Consider the following 20500-nt stretch of genomic DNA (forward strand, 5'->3'; position numbering starts at 1 on the left):
AATTAATTAGTTTGAAATAATCGCCGTAATCAATAGATCTCCTTGGTTTATTGGCTTTTCAGCAGTAGGAATCACATCGGCATAATCTGGCGTATTCGTAACAATGATTGGGACTTGGGTATTGTACCCAGCTTTTTCAATGGCAGGAATATCAAAGGTAACCAGTAGATCTCCTTTTTTGACTGTTGCTTGTTGTTCAACGAACGCTTCAAATCCTTCGCCATCTAATTGAACAGTATCAATACCGATGTGGATCAATAATTCCGTTCCATTATCTGAAATTAAACCAATAGCATGTTTAGTCGGAAATAAGGTCATTACAGTCCCGTCAAATGGTGCAACAATTTCGCCTTTTGTAGGTTCGATGACAACACCTTTTCCCATAATTCCTTCTGAAAATGCCGCATCTCTTGCTTCACTTAAAGGAAGAACGTTTCCTGTTGCAGGTGAAAATACTTCGTCTTTGGTTAATTTCTTTTGTTGTCCAGTCGCGGCACGTTTTGCTTCTTCTTTTGATAGTTTAGTAGTTGGTTCATCATCTTTGAAACCTAGTAGCCATGCTAAACCAAAACCAGCAGCCAATGCAATCGCATCTAAAATCATATTATAAATCGCAAATTTCATATTTCCATCAGGAGCAATGGTTGCTGTGTATCTAAATATACCAAGTCCCCCCATTTGGTAAGATTGAATACCTAAACTCATAGCAATCGCACCGATCACACCACCGACGATACAAGAAGCCCAAAATGGTTTCTTTTTTGGTAAGGTAATCCCGTAAATAGCTGGTTCAGTAACACCAAAGATACCTGAGATAAACGCTGGTATGGACAATTCTTTTAATTTTAAATTTTTTGTTTTTAACATAACAGCAAGTACAGCCCCAGTTTGTGCAAAGGAGACACTTCCTGAACCTGTTAGAAGAGAGGTTGGTTGTCCTTGAGAAAGCGAGATGATCACAAATGGAATCAGTGCCCAGTGCATCCCAAACATTACGAGAATTTGCCAAGAGAACCCAATAATTGCACCAAAAATAATCGGGTTAAATGCTTGAACAGCAAGTAAACCATTTCCAAGTCCATCGGCAACGACATTCATGATTGGTCCAATCACTAAAAAGGTTAGTGGCACTGTGATCAATGCTGTAAAAAACGGAACCAGAAACAGTTTGACGACATCTGGAATGATTTTACGCAACTGCTTTTCAAGAAAGGCAGCAAACGCAGTGGCAGCGATAATCGGCATGACGGTTGAACCATATCCAGCGGCAGGGATAGAAAATGGAATACTAAAGAAATTCAACCCACCACTTTCTGCGAACGTTTTAGTTGCAGAACCATCAATAAACCCTGTGTATACTAAACTGGAAGCGATCATCATTCCTAAAAACGGTGATCCACCAAATTTTTTCATCGCTGTATATCCGATAAAAATCGGTAAGAATAGGAACAATCCATCACCCATAGCGTTGAAGACCGCATAAGTTGAACTAGCGGAAAAATTAGCACCTAACGCAAACGCCAAAACAGCATTGATTCCTTTTAGCATCCCAGCTGCAGACAATGGCGCCAAAATAGGTTGAAAAATACCTGAAATCATATCAACAAATCGATCAAATAAATTCCCTTTTGGTCCATCGTCTGTAACAGGCTCTAAGACACCTAGTACCGCATCTACATCTTTACGAACGTCTGGCACATGGTTTCCGATCACGACCTGATATTGTCCGCCAGCCTGCATTACGGTGACAACGCCATCCATATTTTTTAAGACTTCAGTATTTGCCTTACTATCATCTTTCAATTTAAAGCGAAGGCGCGTAATACAATTGGTTAAAGAATTGACGTTTTCTTTGCCTCCGACTTCTTTGACAATATTTTTTGCAAGTTCTTCATATTTGCCCATTTTCTTTCCTCCAAATGTTTAGTTATTTTTATTCAGAGGTCTCGCCAACTTAATGTCACGATCCATTGCCCTTCCACAGGCGTGTGATTGTCTATGCTCCTTTCTAGCAATTGATGTAGGTTAAAAGAGATGGTCTCTTTAACTTCTTTTATCAATGATTCGAGCCAAATGAATGGTGATGTAGACTTGTTCATCTTTTGACATCGTATAATTGCGACGACTTTTTAATAACTCAGCGACTTTTTTTGTGGCTTCAAAAGCTTCTGGGTATTGATTGGTGACTAAGAAAAATAATTGATTTTCGACTTGATTCTCTTCTAGCGTGGTAGTTGTGCCTTTGATTATTCGTTCGGTGAAGAATTTTAAATGCGTAATAAAGCGTTGGAAATAGATATCATTTTCAGCAAGGTTGATTCTTAGCGTATATTTAATGACAGTTATGATCTCTTCAATCAACTGTGTGAGACTGATCGCATCTTCATGATTATTATCTAATTGAGCATTTGTTAGATGTAGAGCTAAAAAACCAGCTTCGTCATCCGTTAAGGACGTATTTAATTGTTGGTTCACCAGTTGGATAGCTGTTCGTGCGATCTCTAATTCGGTTGGGAAAAAACGTTTGATATCCCACAATAAAAAATTTTTAACCGGAATATTTTTCTTTTCTCGTTGGATAGAAGCATGTAAATGATCAGCAATCGCTATGAAGGCTGTTTCGTTTAATTCTTTATTGAGCACCTTTTTAGCATGAGATAAAATTTTATAGGAGAGTTCAATGATTTCTTCTGGGATGTCTGCTAATAATTGTTCAATCTGTTCAGATTCTATCTGATTTTCTAATTTAAACACTTTTTCGATTTTTGCTGAATCAACATGTGAACCAGCCTTCATCTGAAAGCCTAAACCGTTTCCCATCAAAATGACTTCTTCATTTTCTTCGTTAAGAACAATGACCACATTATTATTTAAAATTTTTAGAATTTCCAAAGCAATCCACCTCCATTTGCCTTGACTAAAGAGATTGAAAATAGAAAAAAGCCCAAACAAGAGCCTATACAGGCATTGTTTAGGTTTAGCTTAACTTAATAATCACTATCCATTAATACAGCAAATATACACTAAAAAGAAAGCGTTGTCAAAGGGAGTTTCGAGGAATTAACGACATAAATTGGATCTTGCTTCGTTCTTTTGAAGATATGGAAAAACGAGCATAATAGATGATGGAAGGGCCATTTATTGCGCTCGTTTTTTACTTATAAATGTGATCATTTCTACATTGTTCGTTTAAGATGCCCTAATGGATTGCTGTTATCTTCAACTCTTTAAAGAAAGCCTCTGTCCCAATATCAACAAAGAAACCAATAGCGCCTTTCCCGTCTGCACCGTGTTTCATATTTTCTACAACTAGCACAGGTTTTTCGTTATCGTTTAAATAAAATATACCTTTCTCGCCATTAATAACCGCTTTTAAACTGATCCATTCATCAAGACCAATATCAGCAGGTCCTTCAAAATCAGTGATGCCAAGATTTCTAAAATAGTCAAACGTATATTTGGGATAGGAAAAATATTGAACACCACGATTTTTTCTGACTGGATCATCTATTCGGCCATTAGTTGGCCTCACGTAAAAGGATTCAAATTTTGTGTCATCATCATTAATTCTAAAGGCGATACCAATAAAGCCACGTGCAAAGTCTGGTGCATCTGGCAACAAACGACTTAACATTTTCACTTCGATTATCCCGTTATGGAAAACTGGGCCAACTAGTTTGGCATAGGTGTTTTCATCAAAGTCCATTAGTTTATCTTTTTTTGTTACTCTTAAAACAGGTTCGCCATTTAGAGTGGTCTGCTCAACCTTAGTATGAACTGCTTCAATAGGTGTTATTTCACTATTCATATAAAATTCCTCCGTAATCATTAGTTTTATCTTTAATAAAAGTATAGCTAAACGGCGATGACCTGTTAAGTAGGCACTAATTTGTAACTACCAATTAAAGTTGTTCCTTATAAAATTTTCCCCATTGCCTCATAGATTCAATCACTGGAAGTAAGGTTTCACCTAATGGAGTTAATTGATATTCCACATGAGGGGGCATTTTTTGAAAATCGATTCGCTCGACAATCCCGTCTGCTATCATAGAGTTAAGACTTTCTGTCAACACTTTTTGTGAAATCCCTGATAATGACCGTTTTAATTCTGAATTCCGTTTCGGACCAGAGATTAAATCGCGTAGGATTAAGGTTTTCCATTTACTCCCAATCAATTGAACTGTTGTTGCTACATCACAAAGGGGCATATTTTCTTTTTTTATCATTAAAAATTTTCTCCTAACATTATAAAGTTATCAAGTACAGGTCACTCATAGATAAGAAAAGTGTGGCATGTTTTGCAAAGAAAATCAACTTTCTATTAGATGTAACACATATGATTTAAATAATAGTCATTGTCAGATATTGAAGTGGTAGCGTTATTCTTGTAGACTGGAAGGCGTGAGCCGAGCAGGAGAATAAACAAGACCCCACCTACTAATAACCCAGCGAATACTTCTATTAAGACTCAGTGGTAGCTAGTTTGTTGCCTATTTAGTAGTTTAAATTATGTTGGAATGGGAATGTTAATAAATAATATCAATAGAAAAGAATTTGTTTTTACACAGAGATATCATCATTCTTAGCGCATAAATTAAAGTAGTACAAGGAAATACGAAAGAAAGTACACTTGAAATAAGTTTAGCTGATAATAATGATATTATTTATCGTAATCAACAGCAAATAAGTTTATAATAGATGGCAGTATATAAATATCGGAGGGTTCTTACGTGAAGAAACTAGGTTTTGATCCACAAAAGTACATTGAAGAGCAATCAAAGTATATCCTTGAAAGAGTCGATCACTATGATAAGTTATACTTAGAGTTTGGCGGCAAATTAATCGGAGATATGCATGCAAAACGCGTGTTGCCAGGATTTGATGCAGACGCTAAAATTAAGCTTTTACAAAAATTAAAAGATCAAGCGGAGATTTTGATTTGTGTTTATGCAGGTGATATTGAACGCAACAAAATTCGTGGCGATTATGGAATTACCTACGATATGGATATTTTGCGCCAAATAGATGAGCTAAGAGAATACGGTTTAGCCGTGAATAGTGTGGTCATAACACGTTATAGTGGACAGCCTTCTACAAAAATGTTTATTAACAAATTGGAAAGAAGAAACATCAAAGTCTATAAACACGAGGCAATTGAAGATTATCCATCAAATCTTGAAAAAATCGTTAGCGAAGAAGGCTTTGGTAAAAATGACTATATCCCAACGACTAAACCAATTGTAGTCGTTACAGCACCAGGTCCTGGTAGTGGGAAATTAGCGACTTGTTTAAACCAGCTGTATCACGAAAGCCGCAACGGCAAGACCGCTGGTTATTCAAAATTTGAAACCTTCCCCGTTTGGAATGTTCCATTGAAACATCCATTAAATATTGCGTATGAAGCAGCAACAGTTGATTTGAAAGATGTCAATATGATTGATTCATTCCACTTTGATAAGTACCAACAAGTGGCTGTCAATTATAATCGCGATGTGGAGACTTTCCCTGTAATCAAACGAATTATTGAAAAAATTACCGGTGAAGAATCTGTCTATCAATCACCAACGGACATGGGGGTTAACCGTGTAGGTTTTGGAATCATCGATGATGATGTGGTGAAAGAAGCATCCAAACAAGAAATCATTCGACGTTGTTTTGCGACAGAATGTGACTTTAAAAAAGGCTTGATCGACGAAGAAATAGTCAATCGCATTAAGTTGATTATGGAAGAAGTTGAGCTGAAAAAAGAAGACCGAAAAGCTGTACTTCCTGCACGTCAGTATTCAGAGCAATTAAGAGAGAAAAACCAAAGCAGTGAGACACCAGCAGTTATTGCCTTTGAGTTAGCAGATGGTCGAATTGTAAAAGGAAGAACAAGTGGTTTAATGGATTCTTGTTCATCGGCTATCTTGAATTCGATTAAAACATTAGCTAATATCTCGGATGAAATTTTATTATTATCTCCAGTGATTCTTGAAACGATTCAAACGATGAAGAAGAAGGAGTTACACAGTAAAATAACCGCTTTAAAAGCTAATGAAATTTTAATTGCATTAGCGATTAGCGCGGTGACGAACCCGACCGCACAATTGGCTTATGATAAATTATCCGAATTAAGTGGTGTTCAAGCTCATTCTACGGTGATGTTAAGTAAGAATGATGAGCAAACATTACGGGAGTTAGGATTGGATGTTACTAGTGATGCGGTATATCCGTCTGAGAATTTGTATTATATTTAGGGAGGATTATCTATCGTAGTTTGAAGAATACCTCGATTTAGAAACTAAGAATCAGTGAATGAAAGATAAATTTCGAATTGAAAACACCGTTAAAACACTGTTATTCCAATGTTTTAACGGTGTTTTTAGAAAATGTATCCAATTTCTATTTATCAATATTAACAAAATGTTGAAATTTAAGACAGCTATTAAAAAATTGAAAGATATCCACTTTTATTAGAATAAGAAATCAATATTTTTGATTGATATTGTATTTACTAAAAACAAAAACTCTCTAAGTTAAGGGGGAACTATAATTTTCGGTTTTACCTAAATAGATCACTGTTGATAGTTAATTTAAATCATTAAATCATGAATTTATTTTATTTACAATGTTATTGACAATAGACCAACGGTCGATTACTATGTATTTATAGACCGATAGTCTAGAAAGGAGAGAAAATGTCACGAACAAAAGATTTTGATGAAAAAAGAAACGAAATTTTGGATTATGCAGAGAAATTATTTATTTTAAGAGGATATGAATTAACTACAGTCAACGCCATTCTTAAAGAGGTCGGGATTGGGAAAGGAACATTCTATTACTACTTTGAATCTAAAGAAGAAGCCATGGACGCAGTCATCATGAGAATCATTGATGATGAATTAGTTTATGCAAAAGAAATTATCTCTCGCAAAGATCTAGCTCCAATTGAAAAATTAATAATTTCATTATTTAGTAAGCCAAAATCAGAAGGTAAGAAAGTTATGATTGAGCAACTATATAAAGCAAACAATGCTTTAATGAAACAAAGAGCAATGCAACGAACACTTGAATTGGTCTGCCCTATCTATGCAGAAATGATAATTGAGGGGAACAATAGTAAGGATTTTTTTTCAATCAATCCATTGGCAGATATTCAATTCCTTGTTGCTGGAATACAAACCTTATATGACCTAAGTGGTTTAAGTGAGGCTAAAATTGAAGTAAATCTTGATGCTATTCTAAATACTCTATTTAGAGTCATTCAGATTGATGAAAATAGAATTAGTAAAGTGGACGTTCGACAAATGATGATTAAAAATATGTAAAAAAATACCAAGTCATGATAGAGGAGGAAAGGAAAATGAATTTTAAGAATTTGGTAAATGAAGTAAAGAAACAGACATCAAAAGACTACGAAGTATGCTCAGACATTATAAATGCGTACGAGAAATATTGTGAAGAAGAAATCAAACGTCCTTTTAAAGAAGACATTGATACAAATATGATTGATTGGATTAGTTCTTCAACAAACTATGACGCTCAAACAGTGAATGTTGTATTAGTCTCTCTTGTATCAATTGTACGTGAGGGACTTAAGAATAAAATACCCTTTATGAAATGATAAGTACTAAAAAATACAATACAATTGACTCCAGATTTGCTAGTATAATTCTATAAGGAGTGATGATATCATGGATAATACAACTTGGATTATTTGCCCTGTCTGTAAAGGAAAAACGCGGACTAAAATTCGCCCAGATACTACAATTAAACATTTGCCACTTTATTGTCCGAAATGCAAACAGGAAAATCTAGTAAATGTTAAACACTTAAAAATAACAATAATAAAAGAGCCAGACGTCATAACGCAGAGCCAATAACTAGAAATGAAAATTCTTGGTTATTGGCTCTTTATTTTTGTCGTAAATATATAGGAATATTAAAAAGAGGATTGATTTATATGATGGTTGGTTTTGGTTAGCCTCACAAAAAAGGAGGGAGCTATGGCATTACAAATATTCATATTATGTTTTTACAATCGATTCTTTTATTACAAGTCTTAGGAAAAGAAAGATGTTGAGGCTGAGACATAACTCTATAAGACAAAAACCAGCCTCATGAAACCCAGATGAACGGTGGAACCAGAAGCAACTCCTTTGGAAATAAGCTTCTGTTCCATACTTGAAGAAATGTACAATTGTTTGTTTTTCTTCATTTGATATTAAAGTATAAATTTAAAATGGTACAAAAATTAAATGAACGAAAAACACATAGTTTGCAATAGTTGTAATTATGGATTGATCAAACTCTTTAAAAAAAGATAAGAAGACAGTTGGATAGAAAGCAGTGTTTGTATGCTTCTTTCGCTTATTTGTCTTATATTTAAGCAGGAGGCGTATTATGGAAACTACAAAAATTTCAATGTATCAGACGACATTCAATTTTATCAAACTAGTAACAGGACAAACTGTTTCTGTGTTTGGAACATCGCTACTTCGTTTTGCCTTATCCTTGCATGTTTTAGATATTACAGGACGAGCAGATATCTATGCGACACTATTTGCGATTTCAAGCCTTCCTATTTTACTAGCACCTATTGCTGGAGCTATAGCAGATAGATTTAATAGAAAGACAATTATGGTATGGCTCGATGTGACGAATGGCTTATTTAGTCTACTCTTATTTATTGCTTTCTTTTTAAACCAATCATCACTTGTAATTATTACTATTGCCATGATTCTCTTTGGTTTTGTCGGTGCTATGGATACACCAGTTGTTACTGCTATTATCCCAAGTATTGCTTTAAAAGAGAAATTAGAATCTGCTAATGGAATCTTACAGGGGATTCAGTCATTATCAGGAATCGTAGCTCCCATATTAGGTGGCTTGCTTTACAGCATTATTGGGATGAATAATATTCTTATCATCACTACACTAGCATTTTTCTTAACGGCATTATTAGAAACACGTATTTTAGTACCAGAAAATAAGACTGAATATTCAGGTAATATCTTCAAAGTTTTGGCAAATGATTTGAAAGAGGGATTTCACTATACACTAACGCACAGTTTTATTCGTAAAACAATGCTCATAAGTATGGGATTAAATTTCGCTCTTACCCCGCTTTTTATCGTTGGTGTTCCATACATTTTAAGAGTAACCATGAATTTGAATACCAGTTTATATGGGATTGGCGTTGGAATTATTGAGTTTGCAACTATCTTGGGTGCACTTCTAATTGGAATAGTATCAAAGAAGCTAAAGGTTTCAAATTTCTATCTCTGGATTTTATTCATTTCAATCCTTTTAATTCCAATTGCTTTATCGACCACTCCTTATACGTTACAATATGGCAGTTTACCTGGATTCCTAATCTTTGTATTTAGTGGTGTACCGCTTTCAGCTTGCTTGTCAATTGTGTCTATCTTTGCGATTAGTAAAGTTCAAAAAATTACGCCGATAGAACATCTAGGAAAAGTAATGTCTATCATTATGGCAACTGCTCAATGTGTTGCCCCTATTGGTCAAATCTTATATGGAATCGGATTTGAAGTTTTTCAAGATACAGTCTATATTCCTATTATTGCTACATTCATTGCTACATTGATGTTATCACTATTAAGTAAGCTACTTTATCACGATGAAAAAGACATCTAAATAGGAAAAGTAAACAGAAATTTAAAGAAAAATTTTGATTTTTCTACTTTTTCATCAACGGGAACATCAATACGGGTCCATTTCCCTTAGTATTCTTGGTTTGTTGCTCTCTAGTTGTATACTACTGATTTTTATTTAGAGGTGTTCGAAGAAGAGAACTTGATTTAGTGTAAATTGGGATCAATCCATTCGAAAATATTCAAGATATTTTATGGAATAGAAATAAAGGAGAACGTGAATGATACGTCGATTAATAAAAAGAGATTTAAAAAAAAATAAAGTAATTACTTTCACACTGTTCATGTTTATCTTATTATCCGCTATGCTGGTATCCAGTGCGTTGATGATTGTGACAGAATTAAATGGTTCTTTGAATCACTTATTTGAGGAAGCAAGAGTGCCCAGTTATGTTCAAATGTATGCAGGTGATTTATCTCAAAAAGAAATTGATACATTCAGCGAAAAAAATGACTTCGTAAAAGAACAACAAACGGTAACAATGCTGAATATTTCTGGGGAAAATTTATTTCTCCAAGAAAATGATAAATCAGAAGTTAACAGTATTATTGAAAATAGCTTTGTAAAACAAAATGATTCGTTTGATTTTTTATTAGATACAGGTAATAAGATCGCGCAAATTACTGATGGTGGGATTGGTGTACCGGTCTATCATCAGCAGCAATACAACTTAAAAATAGGTTCTAAAGTACAGATACAATTTGGTGATTTTAAGAAATCATATACTATCACTGCGTTTATACGTGATGCTCAAATGAACCCCTCTCTTGTCACCTCTAAGCGGTTTTTAATAAGTGATAATGATTGGAATGAGTTGGAAACTAAAATTAGTAGCCAAGAATACTTAATTGAATTTGAGTTAAAAGATGAACGTACTATTGCTGAATTTGAAAAACAGTATGAAGCGTCAAACCTTCCGCAAAGTGGAACAGCTCTTACACGCTCTTTATATCAAGTATTAAACTCATTAACTGATGGAATTGTCATTGCGATCATAACATTAATCAGTTTGCTACTATTACTAATAGCTTTTTCGTGTTTAAGATTTACAATTCTCACAGCAATTGAAGAAGATTATCGAGAAATTGGAATTATGAAAGCAATTGGAATCAGTAATAAAAATACAAGAAAGATGTATTTAACAAAGTATGTTGTTATTGCCTTCATTGCTTGTGTTGGTGGTTATCTTACTTCACTAGCTATTACAAATCTGTTTACACAATCAATGTCTGCTTATATGGGAACTGCACCTAAAACAGCGATTAGCTACTTACTTCCTCTTGTGGGAACAATCGTTGTCTTCATGTTTGTATACTTATTTTGTACGTTTGTCTTCCGCCGTTTTAAGAAAATTTCAGCTTATCAAGCCTTACAAGTTAGTCAAACATCTGGAAATCGCAAAATTGGACATAGAATGCAATTAAGCGGAAAGAAACACTGGATTCGGAATCCAACCATTTTTATTGGTGTTCGTGAAGTATTAACACAAATAAAAGTTTATCTATTATTGATGTTCGTATTCTCTATCAGCATATTCTTAATGAGTGTACCATTGAATTTTCTGCAAACTGTCCAAGACTCTAAATTCATCTCTTATATGGGGGCTGGAAAAAGTGACTTGCGAATTGATATCCATCAGTTTGATAAATATCACGAAGAATCAGAGCAAGTGTACAATTATTTATTAAAAGAAAAATTAAGTAAAGATTCAAAAATAGGAAATATCGTTCTTTATAAAACAAGTGCTTTCCAAATCAAGAATGCAGAGGATGAGCTTGTAACTATCAAAATTGAAAGTACCGATGATTATGAAACATTTCCACTCAGTTATACGTCAGGGCAAGCACCAAAAAATGAAAATGAAATTGCCTTATCTAGTATGAATGCTGACGAATTTGAAGCAAGTGTTGGTGACAAACTGACAATTATGCTACAAGACCAAGAAAAAACTGTCACAGTGAGTGGAATTTATCAAGATGTAACGAATGGTGGGAAAACTGCGAAAGGAATGCTCCAAAGTGATGATATTTTATGGGCAACATTCAATTTCAATGTTACAGATCGCGCCAAGATTAGTGATATAAAAACTGAATTAGAACAAAAATTTAAGCATATCAAAGTAACGGATACCAATGATTATATTAAACAGACCTTAGGTGGAATCATTGAGCAAGTATATAAAATTAGTATTGTTGCTTTCGTACTTGCTTTGTTTATTGCTGTTCTCATTACTTCTATGTTTTTTAAAATGATACTAGCTAAAGAAGCAAAGAACATTGCGATTATGAAAAGCATTGGCATCTCATCAAAAACGTTACAAAAGCAGTACATTACACAAGCTATTTTTACACTAGTATTTGGTATTCTCTTTGGGATGATAGCAACAAATTTACTAGGCTCACAAGTTGCTAGTTTATTACTCTCTGGTGTATCAAATATAGCTTTTGTCACAAATCCTTTTATCAACTATCTAGTTATTCCTTTTTCACTAGTGCTAGTAGTGAGTTCGAGTGTTTATATCATTAGCTTATCCATCAAAAAAATAATGTTAGTCGTTGAGTAAAGGAGGAATCATTATGATTTTAAAAGCAACTGATTTGTCAAAGAGTTTTCCGATTGAAAATATGGAACCCCAACAAATATTAAAAAATATTCAATTAACAATTAATAAAGGTGAATTTGTTTCTATCATGGGCGCCAGCGGTTCTGGAAAGTCCACTCTCCTTTATACTATTAGTGGTATGACAGAACCTACTTCTGGCACTGTTGAATTTTCTGGTGAACAATTAAATCAACTAACTGAAGAACAACTAACAAGTTTACGGTTAGACAAAATGGGGTTTGTATTCCAACAGGCGAATTTACTAAAAAATTTCAATTTGAAAGACAATATTGTGCTTTCAGCTTATCTGGGCAAAAAAGAATCACAAAAGAAAATTGATGAGCGTGCTGATAAACTAATGCAACAGGTTGGTGTTCATCAGCTTGCTTTAAAAGATATTACGCAAGCTTCTGGAGGTCAATTACAGCGTGTATCCATTTGTCGTGCATTAATTAATGAGCCAGAGATTATATTTGGTGATGAACCCACAGGAGCACTCAATTCAAAGGCTGCTTCTGAGATTATGGGTCTCTTTAACGAAATAAATCAGAAAGGAACAACGATTCTATTAGTAACACATGACGCGAAAGTTGCTTCAAAAACAGAACGTATTCTCTTTATGTCGGATGGTGAAATTATTTCTGAAAAGTACTTGGGAAAAATTAAAGACAATTTAGAACTTAAAACACGTGATGAACAAGTAGCTGAATGGTTAAATGGGTTAGGCTTCTAGATTTTTATAGTAATTTTAAATGAATTCTTGAAGCGTATATAATTTTTTTGAATCAAACTATAAGATGGAGCAATTGTAACAATGTTTTCTGTTAAAGGTGATAAAATTATTGAATGGCCGATGGATGCTGTTAGAATAGCGATACCACTACTTTTATATTTTCTCTTAATGTTTTTTGTATCATTTCTCCTATCTAAAAAAATGGGCACCAGCTATCCTGTAGCAACGTCTCTTTCATTTACAGCAGTTTGAAGCAGTGGGAGTGTTTGGAATTAACTCTGGAGAAGCTTTTGCAGCGGTTATTGGCCCACTCGTTGAAGTCCCGGTATTAATTGGGTTAGTCAACTTAGCATTGAAATGGAAAGACAAATACTTTGATAAAGAGGAGTCACTATTCTAATGAAAAAAATTTATTTCTTATGTACTGGTAATTCTTGTCGCAGCCAAATGGCAGATGGTTTAGCTAAATCAATTTTAGATTCAAAAGAATGGGAAGTCAGAAGTGCAGGAATCGAAGCACATGGGCTTAATCCAAGAGCGGTTCAAATCATGGCTGAAATGGGTATTGATATTAGCCAAAATAAATCAGAAGTCATAGATATAGACTATCTAAACTCTTCCGATTTAGTAGTTACTCTATGTGGGGATGCATTAGATAATTGTCCTGTCATTCCTAAAGCTGTTCAACACATTCATTGGGGCTTGGAAGATCCAGCCAAAGCGACAGGAACAGAGGAAGAGATTATGAGCATGTTTAGAACGACTAGAGATGAAATAGAAAAAAGAATTAAGCGTTTAAGATAAACGATAACTGAAGAAGCAACGGAGAAAAATCGTTAATCAATGTTTTTTTCCATACAAATAGATTTCACTGATTACGAGACTGTGCGCAGAGAAGTTTAAATGCTTCATCTTTGTGCTATGATTAATTTATAGTTGTTAGGAATGCGTATGGAAAAATAACATGAAATAACTTTAGGAGAAGAGATGAAAAAGTTTTGTTTAGTAGGAATTATGTTGTTGTTACTGGTAGGCTGTTCAAAAATGAGTAGTCACACCGAAAAGAAGTATGAGGAAGAAGTATTCATTGATTTAAAGTTTCAAGACACGAAATTGATCATTAAAAACAATACCAAAGATAGTATTACGATTTTAGATTCGGAGACTGAGTTTTCAACAAAGAAAAATAATAAATGGGTGCCAATTGATGAGACGCATGGTCTTCTGGCGTTAACAACAAATATTTTGGGTGATGATGAGACGGAATTGGATTTGGCTGAGCGACTTTCACGGATCAAAGAAAAAGAAGTTAAAGTAACTATTCATTATGAAATAGAACAGAAGGAACGAGAAAAAAGTATAGTATATGTCAAATAATTTTAGGATGGGATGAACAACAACATTCATATCCCCTTACAAAGTTAAAGAGGTTTACTATAAATGAAGAAAGCAGGTGCCTTATGAAAATAACAGTTTATGTTGCTAGTGCATTTAGCAAGAATCATAAAGGCGGGAATAAAGCAGGCGTGGTTTTGATGGAAAACACATTAACGAATACTCAAAAAATGGCAATAGCTAAACAATTAGGCTACGCAGAAACCGCATTTATATCAGAATCTGATGTTGCCGAGTATAAGTTTGACTATTTTACACCTAAAGAAGAAGTTGACTTATGTGGTCATGCGACAATTGGTTCTTTCGCAATACTCAGGCATTTAAACCAACTTTCTAGGAATAATTACACCATTGAAACCAACAGTGGTGTTCTTGCGATTACTATAAAAGACGACATTCTATTTATGGAACAGAACAAACCGATATTCTACGAAGTGATAGCACCAAACGAGTTCGTGGATTGTTTTGACTATCAAGTAATAGATAATAACTACCCTATCCAGATTGTCTCCACAGGTCTAAAGGATATTTTAATTCCCATAAAAAGTGACACGCAATTACACGGACTGAAGCCTAATTTTGAAAAAATCAAAGAAATCAGCCAATCATACAATGTTATCGGGACACATCTCTATACCTTTGACGAGAATCGAATCATTTGCAGGAACTTTGCACCATTATATGATATCAATGAAGAAGCAGCGACTGGCACATCAAATGGGGCGTTAGCTTGTTACTTGTACGAACGAGGCTACTTACAAAAGGAAACCTATGTATTTGAACAAGGGTATTCACTGCATTCGCTATCTGAAATAGTCGTTAAACTGGCAACTGATAGCCAGGATAACATAGAGAAAGTGTATGTTGGAGGGCAAGGGTATTACTGTGAAGCGAAGTGTTTAATTGTGGAAGAAGATTTAGAAACTTTAGAATAACAAAAATAGTAAGCATTATTTGATCAATTAAAAAGAAACGATAGACTAAGATTCTTGAAAGAGAGGGACAATAGTATGCTCATTGCATTGATTTTTTTATTTTTAATAAGTGTGTTCTTTTTAATCACTGGCATGCAATTTATAAGAGGAAAATGGTTGTTTCTTTTAGCTGGTAATAATTTTGGTCAAGCCCCTACAAAAGTAGCGATACGGGCTGGGAAAATTGCAGGCACAATATTTTTGCTAATGTCTGTTTTGTCTATCGTAGTTTTGTTTTCGATTATTTACAATGTTCGTTTAAACTTTCTTCCATTCATCATAATAATTGCCATGCTTTATTCATTTATCGTGATCGTTCGTTCTATAAAGTATTGGTTAAAAAATGGTTGAAATAGTAATATATGAAAAAAGTTGCACAGGAATTAAGAGTATTTCGATAAGGGATGCCTTATAAGTAAAGGAAATAAAAATTTTACGGTAAAGAGCGTTAGAGTATATATAGGGGATATTAATTACAAAAGTAAAAAGTCGCTTATTTTGCTGAAACGTCTAGAGAAAGTAACGTGCAACAACCTACAAAAGTAGGAAGTCATGGAGCAGAAAATTTTTGGTATCATCTTTGAATTTTGTGTTCGACATGATATTGATTTTTCTGAGGAGGGTTCTTATCGATCCTCAGAAAAATCAATATCAACAGCAGTATCATCATACGTACGGCTATCACACTTGTCAGGGAACCTAAATGTTACTAGAATTGATTTTCTTTTGTTATAAGAGACAAAAAGAGTACCCTTGAAAACTCAAAAGGTACTACTTAAGTATTTCTGAAAACTTAGTCATGTGAACCTGTTGTAAGCAACGATAACTCTAAAAAGCCACTATCAATTCGATAAACAAGTAACTAATCATTACATCTTCTGACGCGCTACTTTTGCGCATTCAATTCCCAAATAATCCCAAATTTATCTTCGATTTTCGCATAGAATGAATCCCAAAAAGTCTCCTCAAGTTTTGTAATGCTCTTGGAACCAGTTGCTAACATTTTTTCTTCCAGAAACTTTATGTCAGCCTCTTTTTCAATCTCAAGCCAGATACTAGTCTGCGGACTTGTAGAACCATTCTCTTTGCTTTTTCTTTCGAGAAAATCATTTGCTAGAATCACACTTTCTCCAAGTTTAAAACTAGCATAAGCAATACAATTTTTACGGCTTTCATCTTCCAGATACTCCACATCTTCAAATGTAGCTTTTTCTAGAATTTCGGCGCCAAAGATATCGACATAATATTTTAATGCATCGTCGCACTCGTCATAAAAATATAGATAAGGGGTTCCTGTTTTGATCATTTTTTCATCTCCATTTCATTAACTTACGACCATCTTATCATTTCACGCTCGAATAATATTGTTCTAGATTGTGTTCTTTATGGAGGAGATCAAAAGTTTACCCACATTCACTAATATTGGCGGGTCTTCTGGTATTGGTTCTCTCAGTTTAATCGTGTAATGATTGCCAGAACATGCTGGAAAAGATAACTTTTCATCTTCTTTCCCTCTTAAACTATTATTTAAGTTAAAGTAAGAGAGAATATTATTGGAACGGCTTATCCCGCAAGCCAGTAAGTAATAGTCTCCATTTGGAATATTTTTCAATTTATTTCCTATTAAATTTTTAGTAGCTAATCCAGATATAGGCAAATGATTCGGTATAAGTGTACGGAAAAGCCCAATAAAGATGATCCCCATTTCAAATTCATCAGGTACTTCAATCGTTACCGTACAAAAAGACTGATTCTTTTCTTCAAAATGCGCGATCGACTGATCCTTATCATTCGTTTCAAAACGTTTCATGTCATCAAAAAGTTCATTCATTTCAGTTTTGTACTCTCTAGGAGAACTACCTGTATATTTTTTAAACGTATTCGTGAAACTACCGCTGCTTTCAAAACCTGAATGTTCTTGTAGGTCAATTACTCTTTTTTCTTCATCAAATTCAATGATCGCTTGTTCAACTTTTAAACTAGAGAGGAATTCAACGACACTGAATCCATTTATTTCTTTAAATGTCCGACTAAAATGATGTTTATCATAACCAAAGTGAACGGCAATTTCCTCACTTGTCATTTTTCTACGAACCGCTTCTTCTGAAATGAAAGAAAGAATTTCAGGCATTTTCGTTTTCATGTTTATACCTCCTTCTCAGAGCACTATTAAGCATAGGGATGTTTTCCACTTTCTCTTTGTCCAGATTATTATACCAGTTCCAATAATGTTAGTGTGAAGCATTTAGACCAACAAATAAAGACTATCCAAGTTTCGCAATATAAATTGCTATTGGAGAAAATAGATATTTGGAAGATTGTAAGACAATTTAAAACCCTGATATTGTATGGCATTATATGCTTTATTCATATAAGTCTATTGATAAAAACAGTGTATTCTCGAAGTTTATATAAAGTGTTTTTACTATTTCGAGTAAACAAATCTAGTCAAGCTTCTCATAAGTAAAAAAAACTTATTACTCATGGTGATGAATATTTTGGTGTTTATTATAAACCGACATACGATATTCGTCTTGACTGCGTGGTTGCCACTTAGTTTATAATGAGTGCATAGCACAAAGGAGGTACAAATCTTGAAGCAACTTACAGCAGGGGAAATTGCAAAATTGTTTAACATATCGAAATACAGAATAAGACATTATATTGATAAAGGTATACTAACGCCAAAACGAAATGAAGAAAATAAATATTATGTTTTTGAAGAAAGTGATATTTATCGTTTATACCAAATTAATACTTTGAGAGAAATTGGATTTTCTATTAAAGAGATACAAGAAAGTTTAAAATTAGATAATATAAAATCAATGTTTGAGGAAGCCGAAACTAAGATTCAACGAGAAATAAATAAGCTACTGGCGACTCAGAAAACAATCAACAAAATTGTTAATTCACAAAGAAAATATGAATTGAACAAAGTTATTTTGTTGAACGAGAAGAACGATGTTTTAAAAAATTAATGAAGCAAATTATTGAAGAGGATTCAATTGACTATTCAAAAGCGATAGAACAAGAAATTTTAAACTTAGATGAGCCTTATTTTATTTTATCAAAAAAACAGTCTGAAATTATGTGTTTGAAAAGCACCAAAGAGTGCAGTGATTATGTATTTCCAGCAGGAACTTATGCATGTATGAGCTTTGTGGTGAGAACTAAAAAGGACATTGAAAAACAAGTAAGTATTTTTTTTAATGATTTGATATTCAATATAAAGGATTCTTCGATAGAAAATTTTCTTCTCTATGAAAATATCTATTGCTCACTGGCATATAATGACAAAATGGTATATTCAATTGAGGTGAAATTATGAATATTAATATAAACAGTATAAATAATTGCAATGCAGAAAATAGTATTGAACAAATTTCGCTTTTAGTTTATGAAGGTTTTAAATCTAAATTTACAAGAAAATTATTTAATGATCAAGAAGTATTAGATGTAATTACTGCTTTCTGCAAATATCTAATTTCAGTAAAGCCGGAGAAATTATTTGTTTCAGAGTATAATGGAAAATTATACGGTTGTTTATTTTTAACAACAAACGAAGAAAAATATTATGACTTGTATTATTCGTTAAAAAAAGAATTATCCTTTTCACAATGTCTTAGGTTAATCCTTTTGTTGAGCGTGCTTTCTCACAAGCCTCAGCATAATGAAAGCTACATCGATTTTCTTGCTGTTGCGCCAGAATTTAGAAATAAGGGAATTGGTAAAGCACTAGTTTCCCATTGTAAAAATATCTTTCCGAAAAAGGAAATAACTTTGCATGTAGCGGAACAAAATTATAGGGCTTATCAATTATATAATAAATTAGGTTTTAAAATAATAAAAAAACAGTCAAGTTTTATAATGGAATTAGTAGTAGGTTTAAGAGGATGGCGATTAATGAAATGGGAGCAATAATTAAGAGAGTATTTATTATTCTTATAGGAATGCTTGTCATAATAATAGGGTTGTTTTTTATTGGAAATAATTATCAAATGAACGAGAACAGAGTAAATATTTCTACGACTGATGGAACATTATCCACAATAATTACTTCTCCAAAACAGGGAGAAGTAAAAGGAATTATAGTATTTGTTCATGGAGATGGGGCGCAAGAAGCAACGCAAGATGGAGGGTATAAACCACTAATGGAAAGATTTGCTCAGCAAGGCTATGTCTCTGTCTCTTGGGATAAGTTAGGAGTAGGGCGTTCTAGTGGTAATTGGTTGCTACAGACAATGGATGATCGTGCAAAAGAAGTACTAGAAGTTGTTGAGTGGTTGAAAGATAAATATCCAGAATATTCAAATAAAATTAGTTTATGGGGAGCTAGTCAAGCTGGATGGGTAATTCCCAAAGTTATGAGTGAGAATCCGGATATTCAATTCTCGATATTGGTAGCACCAGCAATTAATTGGATAAGACAGGGAGAATATGATACTGGGAATCAAGTCAAAGATTCTGGCGGAACCAATAAAGAAATTTTTCAAGCAAAACAACAATTTAGAAATGACAGCCTGCTAATTGAAAAAAATGATTCATACAGCAAATATAAAAATAATGGGGGGAAGGAGGTAATGACCTCTGATAGATATTTATTTGTTCGAAACAATTTGAATCAAGATGCTACAGATGAATTATCTAAAGTACATGGTAAAATGTATTTGATTTTGGCTGAAAATGATAAGAATGTAAATTCTTTGGAAACAGAGAAAATATATCGTTCGAAAATGTCTAAAAAAGATTTGGCAGTAAAAATTATCCCTAATACATCTCATCAAATGTTAAATAGAAAAATAGAAAATTCTGATTTTCTAATAAACTTGTCCGGGTTAATTTTTCCAAAGTTTTTTTTAATTAATAACAATTATTTAGATTATTGTGAACAGATAGTATCTGGTCAATCGTCTAATCCATGTTGATAACGTTCTTTTTGAAACTACTTGTATTATTCAATTTTGAAGAAGTAAGCGATAGTGAAGGTGACCGATGTTATAATCGCAAACTTAAGCATATGAGTAATAACCTACCATTTCTTCTATATGAAAATTTTTTATATGATGACATTGAGTTGGGAGAATTTTACCAAGTTGATAAAAAATATTGGAGAAAAAAGAAGGGGTACGAAGGTGA

21 protein-coding genes and 1 pseudogene are annotated in these 20500 nt (G+C 33.6%); 16 read left to right on the top strand and 6 right to left on the bottom strand.

Features of this window, described 5'->3' with window-relative positions; genetic code table 11:
• Window positions 1-6: 6 nt before the first annotated feature.
• The 4 genes from A5880_RS09270 to A5880_RS09285 all read right to left on the bottom strand — a co-directional run bounded on the left by A5880_RS09270 (window position 7) and on the right by A5880_RS09285 (window position 4226).
• A complete protein-coding gene (locus A5880_RS09270) occupies window positions 7-1905 on the bottom strand; it encodes a beta-glucoside-specific PTS transporter subunit IIABC (protein ID WP_086330688.1) in 1899 nt (632 codons plus the stop codon).
• Between the two features lie 138 nt (window positions 1906-2043).
• Complete coding sequence (gene licT / locus A5880_RS09275) at window positions 2044-2892, bottom strand: BglG family transcription antiterminator LicT (protein ID WP_086330689.1); 849 nt, start codon at window positions 2890-2892, stop codon at window positions 2044-2046.
• A gap of 307 nt (window positions 2893-3199) precedes the next feature.
• Window positions 3200-3808: a hypothetical protein gene (locus tag A5880_RS09280; RefSeq protein ID WP_086330690.1), complete on the bottom strand. Its 609-nt coding sequence runs from the start codon at window positions 3806-3808 to the stop codon at window positions 3200-3202.
• 94 nt (window positions 3809-3902) lie between these two features.
• Window positions 3903-4226 (bottom strand): winged helix-turn-helix transcriptional regulator, encoded by a 324-nt coding sequence (locus A5880_RS09285; protein ID WP_086330691.1) that lies wholly within the window; start codon window positions 4224-4226, stop codon window positions 3903-3905.
• A gap of 504 nt (window positions 4227-4730) precedes the next feature.
• Between A5880_RS09285 and A5880_RS09290 the strand changes: the two genes are divergently transcribed.
• From A5880_RS09290 to A5880_RS09345, 12 genes and pseudogenes are all read left to right on the top strand, one after another.
• Complete coding sequence (locus tag A5880_RS09290) at window positions 4731-6239, top strand: DUF1846 domain-containing protein (RefSeq protein WP_086330692.1); 1509 nt, start codon at window positions 4731-4733, stop codon at window positions 6237-6239.
• Between the two features lie 441 nt (window positions 6240-6680).
• Window positions 6681-7310 carry a TetR/AcrR family transcriptional regulator gene (locus A5880_RS09295; protein WP_086330693.1) on the top strand — a complete coding sequence of 210 codons (630 nt, stop codon included), beginning with the start codon at window positions 6681-6683 and terminating at the stop codon, window positions 7308-7310.
• A 35-nt stretch (window positions 7311-7345) separates the two neighbouring features.
• Window positions 7346-7606, top strand: a complete 261-nt coding sequence (locus A5880_RS09300; RefSeq protein WP_086330694.1) for a hypothetical protein — start codon at window positions 7346-7348, stop codon at window positions 7604-7606.
• Window positions 7607-7676: 70 nt separating this feature from the next.
• A complete protein-coding gene (locus tag A5880_RS09305) occupies window positions 7677-7865 on the top strand; it encodes a cysteine-rich KTR domain-containing protein (RefSeq protein ID WP_086330695.1) in 189 nt (62 codons plus the stop codon).
• 520 nt (window positions 7866-8385) lie between these two features.
• Complete coding sequence (locus A5880_RS09310; RefSeq protein WP_086330696.1) at window positions 8386-9642, top strand: MFS transporter; 1257 nt, start codon at window positions 8386-8388, stop codon at window positions 9640-9642.
• A gap of 238 nt (window positions 9643-9880) precedes the next feature.
• Window positions 9881-12223: an ABC transporter permease gene (locus A5880_RS09315; RefSeq protein WP_086330697.1), complete on the top strand. Its 2343-nt coding sequence runs from the start codon at window positions 9881-9883 to the stop codon at window positions 12221-12223.
• 13 nt (window positions 12224-12236) lie between these two features.
• Window positions 12237-12995, top strand: a complete 759-nt coding sequence (locus A5880_RS09320; RefSeq protein WP_086330698.1) for an ABC transporter ATP-binding protein — start codon at window positions 12237-12239, stop codon at window positions 12993-12995.
• A gap of 72 nt (window positions 12996-13067) precedes the next feature.
• Window positions 13068-13395: pseudogene (locus tag A5880_RS09325) on the top strand (arsenic resistance protein); the annotation flags it as partial.
• Window positions 13395-13799 (top strand): arsenate reductase (thioredoxin), encoded by a 405-nt coding sequence (arsC, locus tag A5880_RS09330; RefSeq protein ID WP_086330699.1) that lies wholly within the window; start codon window positions 13395-13397, stop codon window positions 13797-13799. The pseudogene A5880_RS09325 and the gene arsC, both read left to right, overlap by 1 nt.
• 183 nt (window positions 13800-13982) lie before the next feature.
• Window positions 13983-14372, top strand: a complete 390-nt coding sequence (locus A5880_RS09335) for a hypothetical protein (protein WP_086330700.1) — start codon at window positions 13983-13985, stop codon at window positions 14370-14372.
• Between the two features lie 83 nt (window positions 14373-14455).
• Window positions 14456-15325 (top strand): PhzF family phenazine biosynthesis protein, encoded by an 870-nt coding sequence (locus tag A5880_RS09340; protein WP_086330701.1) that lies wholly within the window; start codon window positions 14456-14458, stop codon window positions 15323-15325.
• Between the two features lie 75 nt (window positions 15326-15400).
• Window positions 15401-15715, top strand: a complete 315-nt coding sequence (locus tag A5880_RS09345; RefSeq protein ID WP_086330702.1) for a hypothetical protein — start codon at window positions 15401-15403, stop codon at window positions 15713-15715.
• Window positions 15716-16250: 535 nt separating this feature from the next.
• On the opposite strand, the gene A5880_RS09350 is transcribed toward A5880_RS09345, so the two are convergent.
• Both A5880_RS09350 and A5880_RS09355 read right to left on the bottom strand, forming a co-directional pair.
• The gene (locus A5880_RS09350; protein ID WP_086330703.1) at window positions 16251-16670 is read right to left on the bottom strand and encodes a VOC family protein; all 420 of its coding nucleotides are present in this window, start codon (window positions 16668-16670) and stop codon (window positions 16251-16253) included.
• Window positions 16671-16733: 63 nt separating this feature from the next.
• A complete protein-coding gene (locus A5880_RS09355) occupies window positions 16734-17507 on the bottom strand; it encodes a helix-turn-helix domain-containing protein (RefSeq protein ID WP_086330704.1) in 774 nt (257 codons plus the stop codon).
• 451 nt (window positions 17508-17958) lie between these two features.
• Between A5880_RS09355 and A5880_RS09365 the strand changes: the two genes are divergently transcribed.
• Genes A5880_RS09365 through A5880_RS09380 form a run of 4 tightly spaced genes read left to right on the top strand, consistent with a single transcriptional unit; the run spans window position 17959 to window position 20289 of the window.
• A complete protein-coding gene (locus tag A5880_RS09365) occupies window positions 17959-18342 on the top strand; it encodes a MerR family transcriptional regulator (protein WP_336577058.1) in 384 nt (127 codons plus the stop codon).
• The gene (locus A5880_RS09370; RefSeq protein ID WP_336577059.1) at window positions 18342-18692 is read left to right on the top strand and encodes a hypothetical protein; all 351 of its coding nucleotides are present in this window, start codon (window positions 18342-18344) and stop codon (window positions 18690-18692) included. Before A5880_RS09365 ends, A5880_RS09370 begins: the two co-directional genes overlap by 1 nt.
• A complete protein-coding gene (locus A5880_RS09375; RefSeq protein WP_336577060.1) occupies window positions 18689-19285 on the top strand; it encodes a GNAT family N-acetyltransferase in 597 nt (198 codons plus the stop codon). Before A5880_RS09370 ends, A5880_RS09375 begins: the two co-directional genes overlap by 4 nt.
• Entirely contained in the window at window positions 19258-20289 is a 1032-nt protein-coding gene (locus A5880_RS09380) for a serine aminopeptidase domain-containing protein (RefSeq protein ID WP_086330705.1), read from the top strand. The genes A5880_RS09375 and A5880_RS09380 overlap by 28 nt, the downstream gene beginning before the upstream one ends.
• Window positions 20290-20500: the final 211 nt, after the last annotated feature.

Source organism: Enterococcus sp. 4G2_DIV0659, assembly GCF_002140715.2.
Taxonomy (GTDB): Bacteria; Bacillota; Bacilli; order Lactobacillales; family Enterococcaceae; genus Enterococcus_L; species Enterococcus_L mansonii.